Annotated in this window: 13 protein-coding genes; 11 read left to right on the forward strand and 2 right to left on the reverse strand. The window is 74.9% G+C overall.

The features are described 5' to 3' along the window. Window positions 1-610: 610 nt before the first annotated feature. The 3 genes from IF129_RS23630 to IF129_RS23640 all read left to right on the forward strand — a co-directional run bounded on the left by IF129_RS23630 (window position 611) and on the right by IF129_RS23640 (window position 6,221). Window positions 611-874, forward strand: a complete 264-nt coding sequence (locus IF129_RS23630) for a WhiB family transcriptional regulator (RefSeq protein ID WP_191211831.1) — start codon at window positions 611-613, stop codon at window positions 872-874. Window positions 875-1,053: 179 nt separating this feature from the next. Next, complete coding sequence (locus IF129_RS23635; protein ID WP_224755466.1) at window positions 1,054-4,692, forward strand: glycosyltransferase family 2 protein; 3,639 nt, start codon at window positions 1,054-1,056, stop codon at window positions 4,690-4,692. Continuing rightward, window positions 4,689-6,221: a DUF5719 family protein gene (locus tag IF129_RS23640; RefSeq protein ID WP_191211832.1), complete on the forward strand. Its 1,533-nt coding sequence runs from the start codon at window positions 4,689-4,691 to the stop codon at window positions 6,219-6,221. The genes IF129_RS23635 and IF129_RS23640 overlap by 4 nt, the downstream gene beginning before the upstream one ends. Before the next feature lie 108 nt (window positions 6,222-6,329). On the opposite strand, the gene IF129_RS23645 is transcribed toward IF129_RS23640, so the two are convergent. Continuing rightward, window positions 6,330-6,806, reverse strand: coding sequence for a metallopeptidase family protein (locus IF129_RS23645; protein WP_191211833.1), 477 nt, complete (start codon window positions 6,804-6,806; stop codon window positions 6,330-6,332). Window positions 6,807-7,062: 256 nt separating this feature from the next. On the opposite strand from IF129_RS23645, the gene IF129_RS23650 reads away from it, so the two are divergent. The 7 genes from IF129_RS23650 (at window position 7,063) to IF129_RS23680 (ending at window position 14,096) form a co-directional block, all read left to right on the forward strand. Further along, window positions 7,063-7,449: a DUF3499 domain-containing protein gene (locus IF129_RS23650; protein WP_318153913.1), complete on the forward strand. Its 387-nt coding sequence runs from the start codon at window positions 7,063-7,065 to the stop codon at window positions 7,447-7,449. Between the two features lie 92 nt (window positions 7,450-7,541). Then, window positions 7,542-8,900, forward strand: coding sequence for a phosphomannomutase/phosphoglucomutase (locus IF129_RS23655; RefSeq protein ID WP_191211834.1), 1,359 nt, complete (start codon window positions 7,542-7,544; stop codon window positions 8,898-8,900). 83 nt (window positions 8,901-8,983) lie between these two features. Beyond that, window positions 8,984-9,193: a Trm112 family protein gene (locus tag IF129_RS23660; RefSeq protein ID WP_191211835.1), complete on the forward strand. Its 210-nt coding sequence runs from the start codon at window positions 8,984-8,986 to the stop codon at window positions 9,191-9,193. Window positions 9,194-9,212: 19 nt separating this feature from the next. Further along, a complete protein-coding gene (locus tag IF129_RS23665; RefSeq protein ID WP_191211836.1) occupies window positions 9,213-10,358 on the forward strand; it encodes an SIS domain-containing protein in 1,146 nt (381 codons plus the stop codon). Between the two features lie 67 nt (window positions 10,359-10,425). After that, complete coding sequence (manA, locus tag IF129_RS23670; protein WP_191211837.1) at window positions 10,426-11,649, forward strand: mannose-6-phosphate isomerase, class I; 1,224 nt, start codon at window positions 10,426-10,428, stop codon at window positions 11,647-11,649. A gap of 291 nt (window positions 11,650-11,940) precedes the next feature. Beyond that, a complete protein-coding gene (gene ahcY, locus IF129_RS23675; protein WP_191211838.1) occupies window positions 11,941-13,398 on the forward strand; it encodes an adenosylhomocysteinase in 1,458 nt (485 codons plus the stop codon). An 83-nt stretch (window positions 13,399-13,481) separates the two neighbouring features. Then, on the forward strand, window positions 13,482-14,096 hold the full coding sequence (locus IF129_RS23680) for a hypothetical protein (protein WP_191211839.1): 615 nt from the start codon (window positions 13,482-13,484) through the stop codon (window positions 14,094-14,096). 20 nt (window positions 14,097-14,116) lie between these two features. Here the strand turns inward: IF129_RS23680 and IF129_RS23685 are convergent, their stop codons facing one another. Next, a complete protein-coding gene (locus tag IF129_RS23685) occupies window positions 14,117-15,043 on the reverse strand; it encodes an RDD family protein (RefSeq protein WP_191211840.1) in 927 nt (308 codons plus the stop codon). An 83-nt stretch (window positions 15,044-15,126) separates the two neighbouring features. Here IF129_RS23685 and IF129_RS23690 point away from each other — a divergent pair, with 83 nt between their 5' ends. Beyond that, window positions 15,127-16,134 (forward strand): stage II sporulation protein M, encoded by a 1,008-nt coding sequence (locus IF129_RS23690; RefSeq protein ID WP_191211841.1) that lies wholly within the window; start codon window positions 15,127-15,129, stop codon window positions 16,132-16,134. Window positions 16,135-16,322: the final 188 nt, after the last annotated feature.

Below are 16,322 nucleotides of genomic sequence, written 5' to 3' on the forward strand. Positions count from 1 at the left end.
CGGCGTGGCGGAGGGGTCGGCGGAGCGGAGGGCTCAGCGACAACAGGAACAGCGACAGCGGAGGACGGCCCGGGCAGCGCGAAGGGCCCCGTGCGAACGGGACGGACGGTGCGCGGCGGACGTCGAGGGCTGTGCCATGGGACCAAGAACAGCGCGCGGCCCGTCGAGCTGTCAACCGGATGCGGGGATTTCGTGGCAGCTGTCACTCCATCCGGTGACGGAGAGTGCGGAAAGGTTTGTGCCCTTCGCTGGGGGATACATGGCGATCACTCGTGTGCTGGGCGACAACCGTCGGGCGCACGTCCGCCGTTGTCGATCTGTGATCGCTTTGTGATCTTGGTCGCTTCGGCGGCGGCGCCGCAACGCGGCCCGCGCCCTCCGTGGTCTTCCCCGGCGGTGGAGGCGGGTCACCCGCAGTGGGGTTCGTTGTCATCGTTTGTAGCGATTTCAACACTTACTGCGGAGCCTTGGTTCCGCAGAGTGAATAACGGGCTCAATAGCAGAACCCGGCTTGACTGCCCCTGAGCGGCGCACCTGTAATTTCACTCGTGTCGTTCGCGGGAGATCACGACGACATCACGGGGATGTAAAGACGACAAGGGGCGCGCACATGACCGAGCCGTTCCAGCAGCTGCTGGTGCAAGAGGCGGACGAGGAGCTCGGCTGGCAGGAGCGCGCCTTGTGCGCGCAGACGGACCCGGAATCCTTCTTCCCGGAGAAGGGCGGTTCCACACGTGAGGCGAAAAAGGTGTGCCTTGCGTGTGAAGTCCGTTCCGAATGCCTGGAGTACGCCCTCGCCAACGACGAACGCTTCGGGATCTGGGGCGGCCTGTCCGAGCGCGAGCGCCGCCGCCTGAAGAAGGCCGCCGTCTGACGTCGGCGAGGTCGTGAGGTCGCGCGGCCGGACCACGTCCGGTCGCGCGACGCGTATGCGGGCAAGGGCGGACAGCCCGCCCCCGGACGCTCCGCCACGGGCCGGCGCAGCGCTAGTGTGGGCCACCGTCCACGACGCAGTCGCGTCGACCGCACCCACCGACCGGGGCCCACAGCTCGATGTCCGTGCACAGCCAGTCGGCGGCCCAGTACGAGCAGGCCGCGCCCGAGTTCCCCCAGCACGTCGTCACGGCCGTGCTCGTCGCGCACGACGGCGAGCGCTGGCTCCCCGACGCGCTGGCCGGGCTCACCGCCCAGACCCGCCCCCCGCAGGACGTGATCGCCGCCGACACCGGCAGCGCCGACGCCTCCGCCCGGCTGCTCGCGGACGCCTTCGGTCCCGACCGCGTCCTGCACCTCGCCCGACGCACCGGTTTCGGCACCGCCGTCGCCGAGGCCGTCCGCACCGCGCCGGTGCTCGGCACGGACGACCTCTCCTACCTCCGGCGGCCCAGCGCCTGGGACCCGGCCACCCGCAGCTGGCGCATGGACGCCTACGACATGCCGGAACTCCCCCACGGGGAACCCGTGCACTGGCTGTGGCTCCTGCACGACGACGCCGCACCCGAACCCGAGGCGCTCCAGGAGCTGTTGCGCATCGCGGACTCCAGCCCCTCGGCGGGCGTCGTCGGCCCCAAGCTGCGCAGCTGGTACAACCGCCGCCAACTCCTGGAGGCGGGCGTCTCGATCGCCCACAGCGGACGCCGCTGGACCGGGCTGGACCGCCGCGAACAGGACCAGGGCCAGCACGACCAGGTACGCCAGGTGCTCGCCGTCTCCACGGCGGGCATGCTCATCCGGCGGGACGTGTTCGAACAGCTCGGCGGCTTCGACCGGCGGCTGCCCCTCATGCGCGACGACGTCGACCTGTGCTGGCGGGCCAACGCGGCGGGCCACACCGTCCTCGTCGCGCCCCAGGCCGTCCTGCGGCACGCGGAGGCCGCCTCCCGCGAACGCCGCCCCATCGACTGCGCCGGGCGCTCCGTCGCCGGCCCGCACCGCGTCGACAAGGCCGGAGCCGTCCACACCCTCCTGGCCAACACCCCCGCCCGCACGCTGCCCTGGGTCCTCCTGCGGCTCGTCCTCGGCACACTCCTGCGGACCCTCGCCTACGTCGTCGGCAAGGTGCCCGGTCAGGCGCTCGACGAGATCACCGGCCTCTCCCGGACGCTGCTCCGCCCGGAGCTGATCCTCGCCGCGCGGCGCCGGCGCTCGGGGGCGCCCGTCCCGGCGAAGGACCTCAGACCCCTCTTCCCGCCGCCGGGTGCGACCGTCCGCGCCACCCTCGAACAGGCCGCCGCCGGCCTCTCCCGCCGCACCGACGCCGAGACGTCCGCCCCGGGGCGGCACGGCGCCGTCGAGTCCGGGCCGGGCGGGGAGGACGCCGACTTCCTGGAGGTCGAGCAGTTCGCCCGGCTCAAGCGCGTGGCCCGTCGGCCCGGCCCGGTGCTCTTCGCGGCGCTCCTGCTCGTCTCCCTCGTCGCCTGCCGCGCCCTCCTCGGCGGGGGCGCCCTCGCCGGGGGCGCGCTGCTGCCCGCCCCGGCCGACGCCTCGGACCTGTGGTCCCGCTACGCCGACGCCTGGCACGCCGTGGGCGTCGGGGGCACCGCCTCGGCGCCCCCCTACCTCGCCCTCCTCGCCGGCCTGGCCACGCTGCTCCTCGGCAGCACCGGGCTGACGATGACGCTGCTGCTGGTGTGCTCGGTGCCGCTGGCCGGCTTCTCGGCCTACTTCGCCTCCCGGCCGCTGGTCACCTCGCGGCTGCTGCGCGCCTGGGGCGCCGTCGCCTACGCCTTCCTGCCCGCCGCCACCGGCGCGCTCGCCACCGGTCGGATCGGCACGGCCGTGCTGGCCGTCCTGCTGCCGCTGCTGGCCCGGACCGCCGTCGCGGCCACCGGCGTCGACCGCCGCACCGGCCGGCCCGGCTGGCGTCCCCTGTGGGCGTGCGCCCTGCTGCTGACGGTCACCACCGCCTTCACACCCGTCGTCTGGCCGATCGCCGCCGTCCTGACCCTCGCCGTCCTCGCCCTGCGGCTGCGCGCCGGGGGGAGCGCCGGCACCCACGGCGTCCGCGCCCTGCTGCTCCTCGGCACGCCGTTGCTGCTGCTCGCCCCCTGGTCGCTGACGCTGCTGACCAGCCCCTCGGCCTTCCTCGCCGAAGCCGGACTGCCCCACGACTCCGGTGCGGCCTCCCCGCTCGGCCTGCTCACCCTCGACCCGGGCGGCCCGGGAACCCACGGCGGGCTCCTCCTCGGCGGCATCGTCCTGGCCGCCCTCGCCGCCCTCCTGCGGCAGGACCGGCAGACCGCCGTACGCGGCGCCTGGGGCGTCGCGCTGGCCGGGCTCCTCTTCGCCGCCCTGTCGGCCGGATCCGGATGGGCCGGACCGGCCACCCTCGTCCAGGGCCTGGCCCTGCTCGCCGCCGCCCTGCTCGGCGCGGACGGCGCCCGCACCCGCGTCGCCACCCAGTCCTTCGGATGGCGGCAGCCCGTCGCCGTGCTCGTCGCGGCCCTGGCCGCGCTGGCCCCCGTCGTCTCGGCCGTCGGCTGGATGGTGGGCGGCGCCGACGGGCCGCTGGAACGGCGGCACCCCGTCCAGGTGCCGGCCTTCGTCGCCGAGGAGGCCGACACCGCCGACCGTCCGCGCACCCTCGTCCTGGACGGCGGCGAGGGCGAGGAGGTGCGCTACACCCTCGTGCGCGGGTCCGGCGTCCGCCTGGGCGACGGCGACGTCACCCCCGGCGCCGAGCACCACGACCGGCTCGCGGAGGTCGTCGCCCACCTCGTCGCCGGGTCCGGCGCCGACCAACGCGAGCGGCTCGGCGGCTACGGCGTGCGGTACGTGTTCGTCCGCGGCGGCGCGCCCGACACCATGGTCCGCGCCCTCAACGGCACCCCCGGCCTGGAGCGGCTCAGCAAGCAGCGGGGCGGCGAGCTGTGGCGGGTCGACGACGGCACCGGTGCGGACATCGCCCGCGTCACCGTCGTGACCGAGGGGGAGGAGCCGGTCGCCGTCGCGTCCGGGCCCGTCGAGGTGGACAGCCAGGTACCGGCGGGCCCCGAGGGCCGCGTGCTGCGCCTCGCGGACACCGCGTCCGACGGCTGGCGGGCCACACAGAACGGCCGCGCGCTGGACCCCGTCACCGTCGACGGCTGGGCCCAGGGCTTCTCGCTGCTCCCCGACGCGGGCCGCGTCGTCGTCACCCACGAGACGCCGCTGAGCCGCACGCTGTGGGTGTGGGGCCAGGTGCTCGGGCTGCTGGCCGTCGTGGTGTTGGCGCTGCCCGGCCGCAAGCAGCACCACGACGACGACCGGGCCGACGGCGACGACCCCGCCGGCCCCGGTGCCCCCGCCGACGGGGCGCGCGCCACCGTCCCGGCCCAGCCCGTCGAGGGAGAGGGCCGCCGGGCCCGTCGGCTGCGCGCCGCCGCACAGGCGGGCGCGGCCTCCCCGCAGCCCCCGGCCCCGGCCCCCGGCCCGGCGGCCCACCCGCCCGCCGAGGCCCCCCGGTGGGACGACGGGCCGCCGTGGCAGGCGCAGGACCGGCCCTACGTGCCCGAGCAGCAGCCGTACCCGGACACGGGGCCGTACGACGGAGGGGAGCCCTCCTACGGAGCCCCGTACGGCGCCCCCCACGACGGCGCCCCCCACGCCCCCTATGACGGCACCTCCGGCTACGGCGGAGGCCACCCCGGCCACCAGGGCGGCCACCCCGGCGGACACGACGGCACGACGTACGACCACCGGAGCCAGCAGTGAGCCTCAACCGCCCCGTCCTCGCCCTCGTCGGTGCCGTCACCGCGCTGGCCGCCGTCAGCGCGGTGGCCGCCGTGACCACGTCAGCCGACGGCAAAACCCCGTCGGCGTCCGTCGCAGAACGGCGCCCCGTGCAGCGCTCGACGCTCGTGTGCCCGCAGCCGTCCACGTCGGAGCTGGGGGAGACGCACCTCACCGCCTTCACCCCCGCCGGTGGCTCCGGCGGCGGCTCGGACGGGGGCGAGGCCGAGGCGGGTCTGCTGCCCGCCGTCTCGACGCTCGACAACGGCGGGACCGACCGGCGGGGCGAGGACGCCGAGCCCCTGGTGCCGCTCACCGAGCCGGGCACGCCCGTCGTCCACTCCGCCGACAGCACCGAGGTGCCCGCCCTCAGCGGCACCGCCACCGGTGCCCTCGCGCCCGGCTGGACCGTGCAGCAGACGACCGTCATCCCCGGCGGGGGCGGGCGCGGCCTGCTGGGGCTGGCGTGCTCGGCACCCGACACCCGGTTCTGGTTCGCCGCCGTCAGCACCGCCGAGGAGCGGCTCGACTACGTCCACCTCACCAACCCCGACGAGGCCCCCGCCACCGTCGACCTCCAGCTCTACGGCCCCGACGGCCTGGTCGAGACGGAGAGCGGCACCGGCATCACCGTCCCCGCGCACTCCACCGTCCCGGTGCTGCTCTCCACGCTCACCCCCGAGCCGCTGGAGGACGTCACCCTGCACGTCGCGGCCCGTGCGGGCCGGATCGGCGCACAGGTCCAGGCGCTGGACGAGGAGCGCGGCGCCGACTGGATCACCCCGTCCGCCGGTACGACCGGCACCGTCGTGATCCCCGGCATCCCCGGGGACGCCACCGAGGTGCGCCTGACCGCCTTCACCCCCGGCGACTCGGACGTGCGGCTCTCCGTCGCCCTCGCCGGGGCCTCCAGCTCCTTCACCCCGGCGGGCCAGGAGGCCCTGCAGGTCAAGAGCGGCATGACGACGTCCGTGGAGCTGAAGGACCTCACCCGCGGCGAACCGGCCTCGCTGGTCCTCACTCCCGAGGAGGGGACCGCCGACGTCCCGGTCGTCGCCGCCGTCCGCGTCACCCGTGGCGGCGAGGACGAGGACGACGCGGGGCAGGAGATCGCCTTCCTCCCCTCCACGGCCCCGGTCCAGGAGCGCGCGACGGCGGCCGGGAGCGGCCGGAAGGACGGCACGCTCTTCCTGACGGCCCCCGGCGAGGCGGCGAAGGTGAAGGTCACGGCGTCGCCCGGGGCCGAGGGCGGCACGCCGGCCGACCGCACCGTCGAGCTGGAGCCGGGCACCACGACGGCCGTCGACGACCTGGTGCCGGAGGGCGGCGACGGGCGCTTCGCGCTCACCGTCGAACGCGTCTCCGGCGGGCCGGTGCACGTGGCGCGGATGCTGGAGCAGCCGGAGGACGGCGTGCCGATGTTCACGCTCCAGGCGCTCTCCGACGACCGGGGGACGGTCGCCGTGCCGCCCGCCCGCGAGGACCTGTCGATCCTCACGGAGGACGACTGAGCGCGGGCCCGCAGAGCGTGGGACGCCGAACATCCCGGTTCCGGAATCCGGTGGCGCGCCGCGCCCGTCCCCGGCCGGAGGCCGCGTCACCCCCGCCCTCGCGGGGGCTCAGTCCTGCCCGTACCGGGGGTCGACGGTCTCCGGGGACAGGCCGAGCAGCTCGGCGACCTGCTCGACGACGACCTCGTGCACCAACAGGGCCCGTTCCTCACGGCTCTTGCTCCGCAGCTCCACCGGCCGTCGGTAGACGACCACCTGAGCCGGACGGCCGCCCCGGGCGGGGACGAGCCGTCCGAGCGGCACGGGGGAGCCGAGACCGTCCCAGACGTCCGGCAGGTCGGCCGGGTCCCCGGTGTCCCCGATGAGGAGTGGCACCTCCTGCACCCCGAAGGCGACGGAGGAGAGCTGCGGCCACTGGCGCTCCAGCCGTTCGGCCGAGTCCTGCACGAGGTGGTCGAAGGACGCGGACCGGCTGACCGCGAGCGGCACCTGCGGCGGCGCGAGCGGGCCGCGCATGCCCCTGCCGTGGCGGTCTCGGTGGCGCGCCCGGTCCGGTGGCCGGGGCGGCGGTACGGCGTTGGTCATCACCTCCGAGCGTATCGGCCCGGACGGCGTCGGCCCCGGGTCCGCGTCCATCTGCCGTAGTGCGGGGCGGCTGTGGGCGGACGGACGGACGGGCGCCGCCCGTGTCGGTTCCGCGCCCTCCGTGTCGCTGCGGCCACGCGTCCGGCACGGTCCCCGCCGCGCTCTTCCGTACTTTCCCGGCGAAAGCAGGACGACACGGCCGAGTGACCCGCGGGCGAGTCGTCGCAGCCCGCTCAGGAGTGCGGTACCGTCCAACATCGTGAGCCCTGTACGTCGCTGTTCGCGCACCGCGTGCGGCCGCCCCGCCGTCGCGACGCTGACGTACGTCTACGCGGACTCCACCGCCGTCCTCGGGCCGCTCGCCACCTACGCCGAGCCGCACTGCTACGACCTGTGCTCCGACCACTCCGAGCGGCTCACCGCGCCCCGAGGCTGGGAGGTCGTCCGGCTCGCGGTCCCCGCCGGGCCCGCCCGGCCCGCCGGTGACGACCTGGAGGCCCTCGCCGACGCCGTCCGGGAGGCGGCCCGCGCCCCCCGCGCCCCGCGCGAGCGGGAGCGTCCGGCCCCCAGGGGGCGGGAGATCGACCCGATGGAGGTCGCACGCCGGGGCCATCTGCGCGTCCTGCGCTCCCCCGACCCCTGAACGGACCGGACGGCGAACCGGAACCACGCCGTGGCCGCTCATGACCGACGGGTAGATTGACCCTCCGACACGAACTCTCGGAGGGGTGGGCCGTGCCTGACCTGTCGCAGATCATCAAGGCGTACGACGTGCGCGGAGTGGTGCCCGACCAGCTCGACGAGGAGCTGGTCGCCCTGCTCGGCGCCGCCTTCGCCGAGATCACCGACGCCCGTCCCCTCGTCGTCGGCCACGACATGCGTCCCTCCTCCCCGGACCTCGCCGCGAGCTTCGCCCGTGGTGCCGCCGCGCGCGGGGCGGACGTCACGCTCATCGGACTGTGCTCCACGGACCAGCTGTACTTCGCCAGCGGTCTCCTGGACCGCCCCGGCGCCATGTTCACCGCGAGCCACAACCCCGCCCGGTACAACGGGATCAAGCTCTGCCGTGCCGGCGCGGCCCCCGTCGGACAGGACACCGGACTCGGCGAGATCCGCGCCCTGGTGGAGCGGTGGCTGCGTGACGGCCTCCCGCCGTCGGCCGCCGCCCCGGGCACCGTCGGCGCGCGGGACGTCCTCGCCGACTACGCCGCCCACCTGCGGACCCTGGTCGACCTCACCGGCATCCGGCCGCTCAGGCTCGTCGTCGACGCCGGGAACGGCATGGGCGGCCACACCGTGCCCAGCGTGCTGGCCGGCCTCCCCGTCGACCTGGACCCCCTCTACTTCGAGCTGGACGGCACCTTCCCCAACCACGAGGCCAACCCGCTCGACCCCGCCAACCTCGTGGACCTCCAGCACCGCGTCCGGGAGACCGGCGCCGACCTCGGGCTCGCCTTCGACGGCGACGCCGACCGGTGCTTCGTCGTCGACGAGCGCGGGGAGCCCGTCTCCCCGTCCGCCATCACGGCCCTCGTCGCCTCCCGCGAGCTCGCCAAGCACGGCGGCGGCACCGTCATCCACAACTGCATCACCTCCCGCTCCGTGCCCGAGGTCGTCAGGGAGGCCGGCGGCACCCCCGTGCGCACCCGCGTCGGGCACTCGTTCATCAAGGAGGAGATGGCCGAGCACGGTGCCATCTTCGGCGGCGAGCACTCCGCGCACTACTACTTCCGCGACTTCTGGAACGCCGACACCGGCATGCTGGCCGCCCTGCACGTCCTGGCCGCGCTGGGCGAGCAGGACGGACCGCTGTCCCGGCTCGTGGCCGCCTACGACCGGTACGCCGCCTCCGGTGAGATCAACAGCCTCGTCGACGACCAGCCGGGCCGCGCCGCCGCCGTGGAGGCCGCCTACGCCGAGCGGGACGACGTGACCCTCGACCACCTCGACGGCCTCACGGTCACCGCACCCGACTGGTGGTTCAACCTGCGCCCCTCCAACACCGAGCCGCTGCTGCGCCTCAACGTCGAGGCCCGGTCCGCCGCCACCTGCGCCACCGTCCGCGACGAGGTGCTGGCCATCGTCCGCGCCTGACCGCACCCGCCCCGCGCCACGGCGCACGCCCTGATCACCGGCGGTAGGCTGAGGCCAGCCGCCCAACCGTCTGGAGGGACGTCATGCCGCTCGAAGCCGGCCTCCTGGAGATCCTCGCCTGCCCGGCCTGCCACGCGCCCCTCCGCGAGGAGCCCGCACCCGCCGGTGAGGAGACGCCGCCGGGGGCCGCCGAAGGCGAACTCGTCTGCACCGACACCGCCTGCGGCCTCGCCTACCCCGTGCGGGACGGCATCCCCGTCCTCCTCGTCGACGAGGCACGCCGGCCGGCGTGAGGGAACGGGGCCGAACGCCATGCTCGACGAGTCGCTGCTGGACGACCCCGAGGCCCTGACCGGAGCCGACCGGTCGGCGCTGCTGCGCGGCACGGCGGAAGCCGGAGCCCGCGTCCGCACCGCCGCCCGCAACGCGTCCGACGCCGGCCTCACCGCACTGCGCCCCGACGGACGGCCGCGCGGCCTGCTCGTCGCCGGGCCGGCACCCGCCGCGGGCTGCGTCGCGGACCTGCTGGCCGCCTTCAGCCACGGCGTGCTGCCCGTGTCCCTGCTGCGCCCCAGCGGGGCCGGCGCGACACCGGACGCCCTGCGCTGGACGCTGCCCGGCTGGGCCGGGCCGCTGGACCTGCTGGTCATCATCACCCCCGACGGCACCGAGGCCGGCCTGGCCGCCCTGGCCGAGCAGGCGTACCGGCGGGGCTGCACGGTCGTCACCGTCACCCGACCGGGGGGCACCGTCGCCGAGACGGCCGGTCACCTCCACGGGCTCACCGTCCCCGTGGAGCTGCCGCACCCCCACGCCCGCGCGGACACCGGTCCCGCCGCGTCCGGCACGCCCGTCACGCCCGGCACCCTGTGGACGCTGCTCACCCCCCTGCTCGTGCTCACCGACCGACTCGGCCTCGGCCACGCCCCGCCGCACGCGGTGCAGGCCCTGGCCGACCGGCTCGACGCCGTCGCCGAGCGCTGCGGCCCCGCCACCGAGACCTACACGAACCCCGCGAAGACCCTGGCCGCCGAACTCTCCGAGGCACTGCCGGTGCTGTGGAGCGAGGGCCCCGTCGCCGCGGCCGCCGCACGCCACTGCACCACCGTGCTCGCGTCGCTGCCGGGCCGCCCCGCCCTCGCCGCGGAGCTCCCCGAGGCCCTCACCGTCCACCGTGCCCTGCTGGGCGGGGTGTTCACCGCCGCCGACCCGGACGACTTCTTCCGGGACCGGGTCGAGGAGCCCCGGCCCCTCCAGGCCCACGTCGTGCTCCTGCGGGACGCGGCGGCCGGCCCGGAGTCGGCGGCCCCGGCCGCACGGGAGCTGGCCTTCGCGCGCGAGGCCGGGATCAGCGAACTGGAGCCGACCGACGGAAGCAGCCCCCTGGAGGCGGCGGCCGACCTCATCGCCACCACCGATTTCGCGGCGGTTTACCTCGCGCTCACCCCCGACGCGTAGGTCTGTCAGTCGCTCCGGCCGCGACGCGGACCCGGGGTCCGTTCGACACCTCGTGGAGGAAGTCCCCATGGACCGGCTCGTCAACACCGTGCGCCCCTACGCCTGGGGCTCCACCACGGCCATCCCCGAGCTCCTCGGCGAGGAACCGACCGGCGAGCCGCAGGCCGAGCTGTGGATGGGGGCCCATCCCGGCGCCCCCTCCCGCGTCGACCGGGGGGACGGTCCGCGTTCACTGGCCGACGTCATCGCGGCCGATCCGTCCGGTGAGCTGGGCGCGCCCTGCGTCGAGGCGTTCGGCCCCCGGCTGCCCTTCCTCTTCAAGGTGCTGGCCGCGGCCGTGCCGCTCTCCCTCCAGGTGCACCCCGACCGGCGGCAGGCCGAGGCCGGGTTCGCCGCCGAAGAGGCGGCGGGCATCCCCGTCGACGCCCCGCACCGCAACTACAAGGACCCCCACCACAAGCCCGAGCTCCTCTGCGCCCTCAGCGCCTTCGAGGGGTTCTGCGGCTTCCGGCGGGCCGAGGAGTCCGCCGACATCCTCGCCGCGCTCGACGTCGACGGGCTCAAGCCCTACGTCGACCTCCTGCACGCACGCCCCGAGGCCGACGCCCTGCGCGAGGTCTTCACGGCCCTGCTCACCGCCGACCGGGCGGAGATCACCGCGACCGTCTCGGCCGCCGCGCCGGCCGCCGAGCGCCTCGGCGCGGAGGGCGGCCCGCACGCCGCCGCCTACGCGGCGGCCGCCCGCGCCGCCCACCACCACCCCGGCGACCCGGGCTTCCTCGCCGTCCTGCTGCTGCACCACGTCCGGCTCCAGCCCGGCGAGGCCCTGTACCTCGGTGCGGGTGTCCCGCACGTCTACCTCAGCGGCCTGGGCGTCGAGCTGATGGCCAACTCCGACAACGTGCTGCGCTGCGGGTTCACCCCGAAACACGTCGACGTGCCCGAGCTCCTGCGCATCGTGCGCTTCGAGTCCGGCGACCCGGCCGTGCTCCGGCCCGAGGCGGGCGACGACGAGGCCGAGGTGTACAGCACACCCACCGACGAGTTCCAGCTCTCCCGCCACGTCCTTCCGCCCGCCTCCGCCCCGCGCGCGCTGCCCTCGCACGTCGCGCAGATCCTGCTCTGCACCCACGGCACCGTCTCCCTGCACGGCGGGGACGGCGGTGACGGCCCGGAACTCGCCCTCCGGCGGGGTGAGTCCGCCTACGTACGGGCGGGCGTGGCCGTACGGCTCCGGGGCGAGGGCACGCTGTTCCGCGCCGCCGCGGCCGTGCCACCGCGCCGGGTGTGACGTCCGTCGCCGGGCCCCTCCCCGAGCCCCCCGCACCATTGGGGCGGAGCGGGCGCAGCGTGTAGATTCGTCAGGGCACAGACGTCGCTGCTGATGGCGGTCGGGCGCCCCCATGGGCGGTCGAGGGAGAGAGGGCCTCCGACGGACTGCGCTGCGGTCAGGGACCGGACGGGTCCGTAGGGTGCACGGGACGGGGCGCACGGCGCCGGCCGTACCGCACCCCTCGCGTACCCCGGCCGCTGCCGCGGACAGCCCGCACGTACCTCGACCGACAACCGAGGAGCAGCTCAGATGACCACGCCTGACACCGCGCAGGACTTCAAGGTCGCCGACCTCTCGCTGGCCGCGTTCGGCCGCAAGGAGATCGCGCTGGCCGAGCACGAGATGCCCGGCCTGATGGCCATCCGCGACGAGTACGCCGCCGAGCAGCCGCTGGCCGGCGCGCGGATCACCGGCTCCCTGCACATGACCGTGCAGACGGCGGTGCTGATCGAGACCCTGGTCGCCCTCGGGGCGCGGGTCCGCTGGGCGTCCTGCAACATCTTCTCCACGCAGGACCACGCCGCCGCGGCCGTCGCCGTGGGCCCCGAGGGCACGCCGGAGAACCCCGGCGGCGTCCCCGTCTTCGCCTGGAAGGGGGAGACGCTGGAGGAGTACTGGTGGTGCACCGAGCAGGCCCTGACCTGGCCGGACACCGAGACCGGCGGCCCGAACATGATCCTCGACGACGGCGGTGACGCCACCCTCCTGCTGCACAAGGGCGTCGAGTACGAGAAGGACGGCGAGGTCCCCGCCGTCGAGACCGCCGAGAGCGACGAGCACCGCGTCATCCTGGAACTGCTCCACCGCACGCTCGCGGAGAGCCCCCGGAAGTGGACGCAGCTCGCCTCCGAGATCCGCGGTGTGACCGAGGAGACCACCACCGGCGTGCACCGGCTGTACGAGATGCAGCAGGAAGGCACCCTCCTCTTCCCCGCGATCAACGTGAACGACGCGGTGACGAAGTCGAAGTTCGACAACAAGTACGGCTGCCGCCACTCCCTGATCGACGGCATCAACCGGGCGACGGACGTGCTCATCGGCGGCAAGGTCGCCGTCGTCTGCGGCTACGGCGACGTCGGCAAGGGCTGCGCGGAGTCGCTGCGCGGCCAGGGCGCCCGCGTCGTCATCACCGAGATCGACCCGATCTGCGCCCTGCAGGCGGCGATGGACGGGTACCAGGTGGCGCGTCTTGAAGACTTCGTCGAGACGGCGGACATCTTCATCACCACCACCGGAAACAAGGACATCATCCTCGCCTCCGACATGGCGCGGATGAAGCACCAGGCCATCGTCGGCAACATCGGCCACTTCGACAACGAGATCGACATGGCCGGACTGGCCCAGATCCCCGGCGTCGTCCGGGACGAGGTCAAGCCGCAGGTGCACACCTGGACCTTCGAGGACGGCAGGAAGATCATCGTGCTGTCCGAGGGCCGCCTGCTGAACCTCGGCAACGCCACCGGCCACCCCTCGTTCGTCATGTCGAACTCGTTCGCCAACCAGACGATCGCCCAGATCGAGCTGTTCACGCGGACCGAGGCGTACCCGATCGGCGTCTACGTGCTGCCCAAGCTCCTCGACGAGAAGGTCGCCCGCCTCCACCTGGACGCCCTCGGTGCCCGGCTCACCGAGCTGCGCCCCGAGCAGGCCGCCTACATCGGCGTCCCCGTCCAGGGCCCGTACAAGTCCGACCACTACCGGTACTGACCGGCGGTCGACAAGCGGTAGCCCGGACGTCGGCCCCCGTCGCCCAGCAGGGCGGCGGGGGCCCGCCCTATCGAGGACCCACCATGCCCCGCGGTCGTTACACGCTCCACGATCCCCACGACCACACCCCCCTCGGTGAAGAACACTTCCAGTGCGCCCCCGGCCCGTCCGGGTGGCGCTACGTCTCCCGGACCACCACGCCCGACGGCGCGCACGCCGGCTCCCTCGACCTGACCCTCGACGACCTCGGGCGCCCCATCCGCCTCGAACTCCGCGCCGCCGACTGGCACGTCCGCGCCGCCGCGCTCGACGGCGTCACCTGGGTCCGCAGCGATCCGCGGGGCGAGCACGCCCAGGAGGGAAACGCCGCAGCGCACGCGTTCACCGGCGCCTCGCCCGCGTTCCTGGTCGCCCTCGCCCGGCTGCTGCGCCCCGAGCCAGCCGCTCCGGCCGTCCGGGTGCGCCTCGTCGCCTTCACCCCTCCCGTCCTCGCGCCCCGCACTATCGACCAGGCGTGGGCCCTGACCGACAGCGAAGCACACGCCACCGACAACGCCCCCCTGATCGTCGACGCGTACCAGGTCGGCGACCTGCAGACCGGCGAACAGCACACCGTGCACCTGGCCGGGGACGTCGTCCTCTCGGCTCCCGGCGTCGAGCTGGAGGACCTGGAGTCCCCGCCGTCCGGTTTCGCCTGAGGCCGCCCCGCGGAGCGGCCTCAGGCGGGCGGGACGAATCCGCCCCCCGACGGCCGCTCCGGCCTCCGCTCCTCCGGCGCCGCCACCGCCTCCGCCTCCGCCTCCGACGCCGCCCCGGCCTCCGACGCCGCCCCGGCCTCCGAGCCGGACGGCTCCGGTGCCCACGCGCCCGCCGGGCCCGACGGCACCGGCCTGGTGGCGGTCTCCCGCACCCGTCCCGCCTCCCGCCGCTGCCGCTCGGCCAGGACCCCCGACAGGTAGCCCACGGCGGGCACACCGGGAGGAGGCGGCGCCCCCGTGGCGGCCACGACGTCGTCCGCCAGCCGCTCGCCGAAGGACTGACGCACGCCCGGGTCGAGCTGCCCGACGCGGGTCAGGTACTGGCGCACCGCCAGCCACAGACCGTCCGGCACCTGCGAGAGGTCCAGGCCCGCGAAGTGCCCCGCCAGCCACGGGGGCGGCGGCGGTACCGCGTCCGTCCTGGGTACGGGCACCCGCTCCGCGACGACGAGCGCCCCGGCGAAGACGTCACCCAGCCGGCGTCCCCGGGCGGAGACCAGCGAGGCGACGCAGGCCACCGATCCGAGCGTCAGCTGGATCTCCAGGAACCCCACCAGCCCGCGCACGAGCGCGTGGCGGAACCGGATCGGACCGCCGTCGACCCGCACGACCCGCAGCCCGCAGGCCAACTTCCCGAGGGAACGGCCGTGGGTCAACGTCTCCACGGCCACCGGGACGCCCATGAGCACGAGGATCAGCAGACCGACCCGCACCGCCGCCACGGCCGCGCCGTCCAGGTCGAGCACCATCGTCGTCAGGACGAGGGACAGGAGGAGGTAGGCCGTCCACAGGACCAGGAGGTCGAGACAGATCGCCAGCGCACGGCTCGGCAGCCTCGCCGGCCGCAGGCCCAGCACGACGGCGTCACCCGTCACCAGATCACTCACCGGCACATCCCCTCGTCGCACATGGGACCAAGTCTGCCGACCGGTGCCCGGCGAGCGCCACGCCGGTCTGCGAAGCTCTCCCCATGGATCTCGACGTCTTCGTCTCCGCGCACCGCCCCGAGTGGGACCGGCTGGAGGAACTCCTGCGGCGACGGCGCCCGCGCACGGGTGCCGAGGTCGACGAACTCGTCACCCTCTACCAGCGCACCGCCACCCACCTCTCGCAGATCCAGTCCAGCGCGCCCGACCCCGCGCTCACGGCCCGGCTGACCTCCCTCGTCGCCCGCGGCCGCAGCGCCGTCACCAGCCCCCGGCGCTCCTCCTGGCGCGACGCGGGGCACTTCCTCACGGCCGGGTTCCCCGCCGCCTGCTACCGCACCGCACGCTGGTGGGGGCCGACGGCGGTGCTCTCCGTGCTCCTGGCCGCCGTGATCGGCTGGTGGGTCGGCACGAACCCCGAGGTGCAGGCGCTCATCGGCGCCCCCGACGAGCTACGGCAGCTGACCCGCCCCGGCGGGGAGTACGAGACCTACTACTCCAGCAACCCCGCCGCCTCCTTCGCGGCGCAGGTGTGGACGAACAACGCCCAGGCCGCGGCCATCTGCCTCATCTTCGGGGTGCTCCTGGGCATCCCGGTCCTGTGGGTGCTCCTGCTGAACATGGCCAACCTCGGCCTGGGCCTCGGCCTCATGTCCGCTGCCGGGCGGCTCGACGTGTTCCTGGGCCTCGTCCTCCCGCACGGTCTGCTCGAACTCACCGCCGTGTTCGTCGCCGCTGGCACGGGCCTGCGCCTGGGGTGGACGGTCATCGATCCCGGACCGCGCCGCCGTGGCGACGCCCTCGCCCTGGAGGGCCGCAGCGCGATCGGCATGGCCGTCGGCCTGGCCCTCGTCCTGTTCGTCTCCGGCGTCATCGAAGGCTTCGTGACGCCGTCCGGCCTGCCCACCTGGGCCCGCGTGACCATCGGTGTCGTCGCGGAGGCGGCCTTCCTGGCCTACGTCGTCGTTCTCGGCCGCCGCGCCGTCCGAGCCGGCGAGACCGGCGATGTGGAGGCCGCCGACCGTCCGGCGCCCCTTCCCACCGCAGCCTGACGATCGCCGATGTGCGGTGACGGCCCGCCGCCTGCTATGGTCGGCGTCGCCTTGCAGGAACCCCTTGACGGGGTGCTTGCAAGGAGGTAGATTCGAACAGTTGCCTGGAGGCCAGTGAGCCCCGGCGTCATGTGAAAATCTTCCTCCGCATTCTTGATGAATCAGCCGATTAGGTCGGCGAAAATGAT

The sequence above is a fragment of the Streptomyces chumphonensis genome (assembly GCF_014779715.1).
Taxonomy (GTDB): Bacteria; Actinomycetota; Actinomycetes; order Streptomycetales; family Streptomycetaceae; genus Streptomyces; species Streptomyces chumphonensis.

Excerpts from the sequence above, each read along its gene's own strand:
- IF129_RS23680 (WP_191211839.1), top strand. The coding sequence starts at position 13,482 with ATGCCCCGCGGTCGTTACACGCTCCACGATCCCCACGACCACACCCCC.
- IF129_RS23645 (WP_191211833.1), bottom strand. The coding sequence starts at position 6,806 with ATGACCAACGCCGTACCGCCGCCCCGGCCACCGGACCGGGCGCGCCAC.
- ahcY (WP_191211838.1), top strand. The coding sequence starts at position 11,941 with ATGACCACGCCTGACACCGCGCAGGACTTCAAGGTCGCCGACCTCTCG.
- IF129_RS23665 (WP_191211836.1), top strand. The coding sequence starts at position 9,213 with ATGCTCGACGAGTCGCTGCTGGACGACCCCGAGGCCCTGACCGGAGCC.
- IF129_RS23660 (WP_191211835.1), top strand. The coding sequence starts at position 8,984 with ATGCCGCTCGAAGCCGGCCTCCTGGAGATCCTCGCCTGCCCGGCCTGC.
- IF129_RS23630 (WP_191211831.1), top strand. The coding sequence starts at position 611 with ATGACCGAGCCGTTCCAGCAGCTGCTGGTGCAAGAGGCGGACGAGGAG.
- IF129_RS23690 (WP_191211841.1), top strand. The coding sequence starts at position 15,127 with ATGGATCTCGACGTCTTCGTCTCCGCGCACCGCCCCGAGTGGGACCGG.
- manA (WP_191211837.1), top strand. The coding sequence starts at position 10,426 with ATGGACCGGCTCGTCAACACCGTGCGCCCCTACGCCTGGGGCTCCACC.
- IF129_RS23635 (WP_224755466.1), top strand. The coding sequence starts at position 1,054 with ATGTCCGTGCACAGCCAGTCGGCGGCCCAGTACGAGCAGGCCGCGCCC.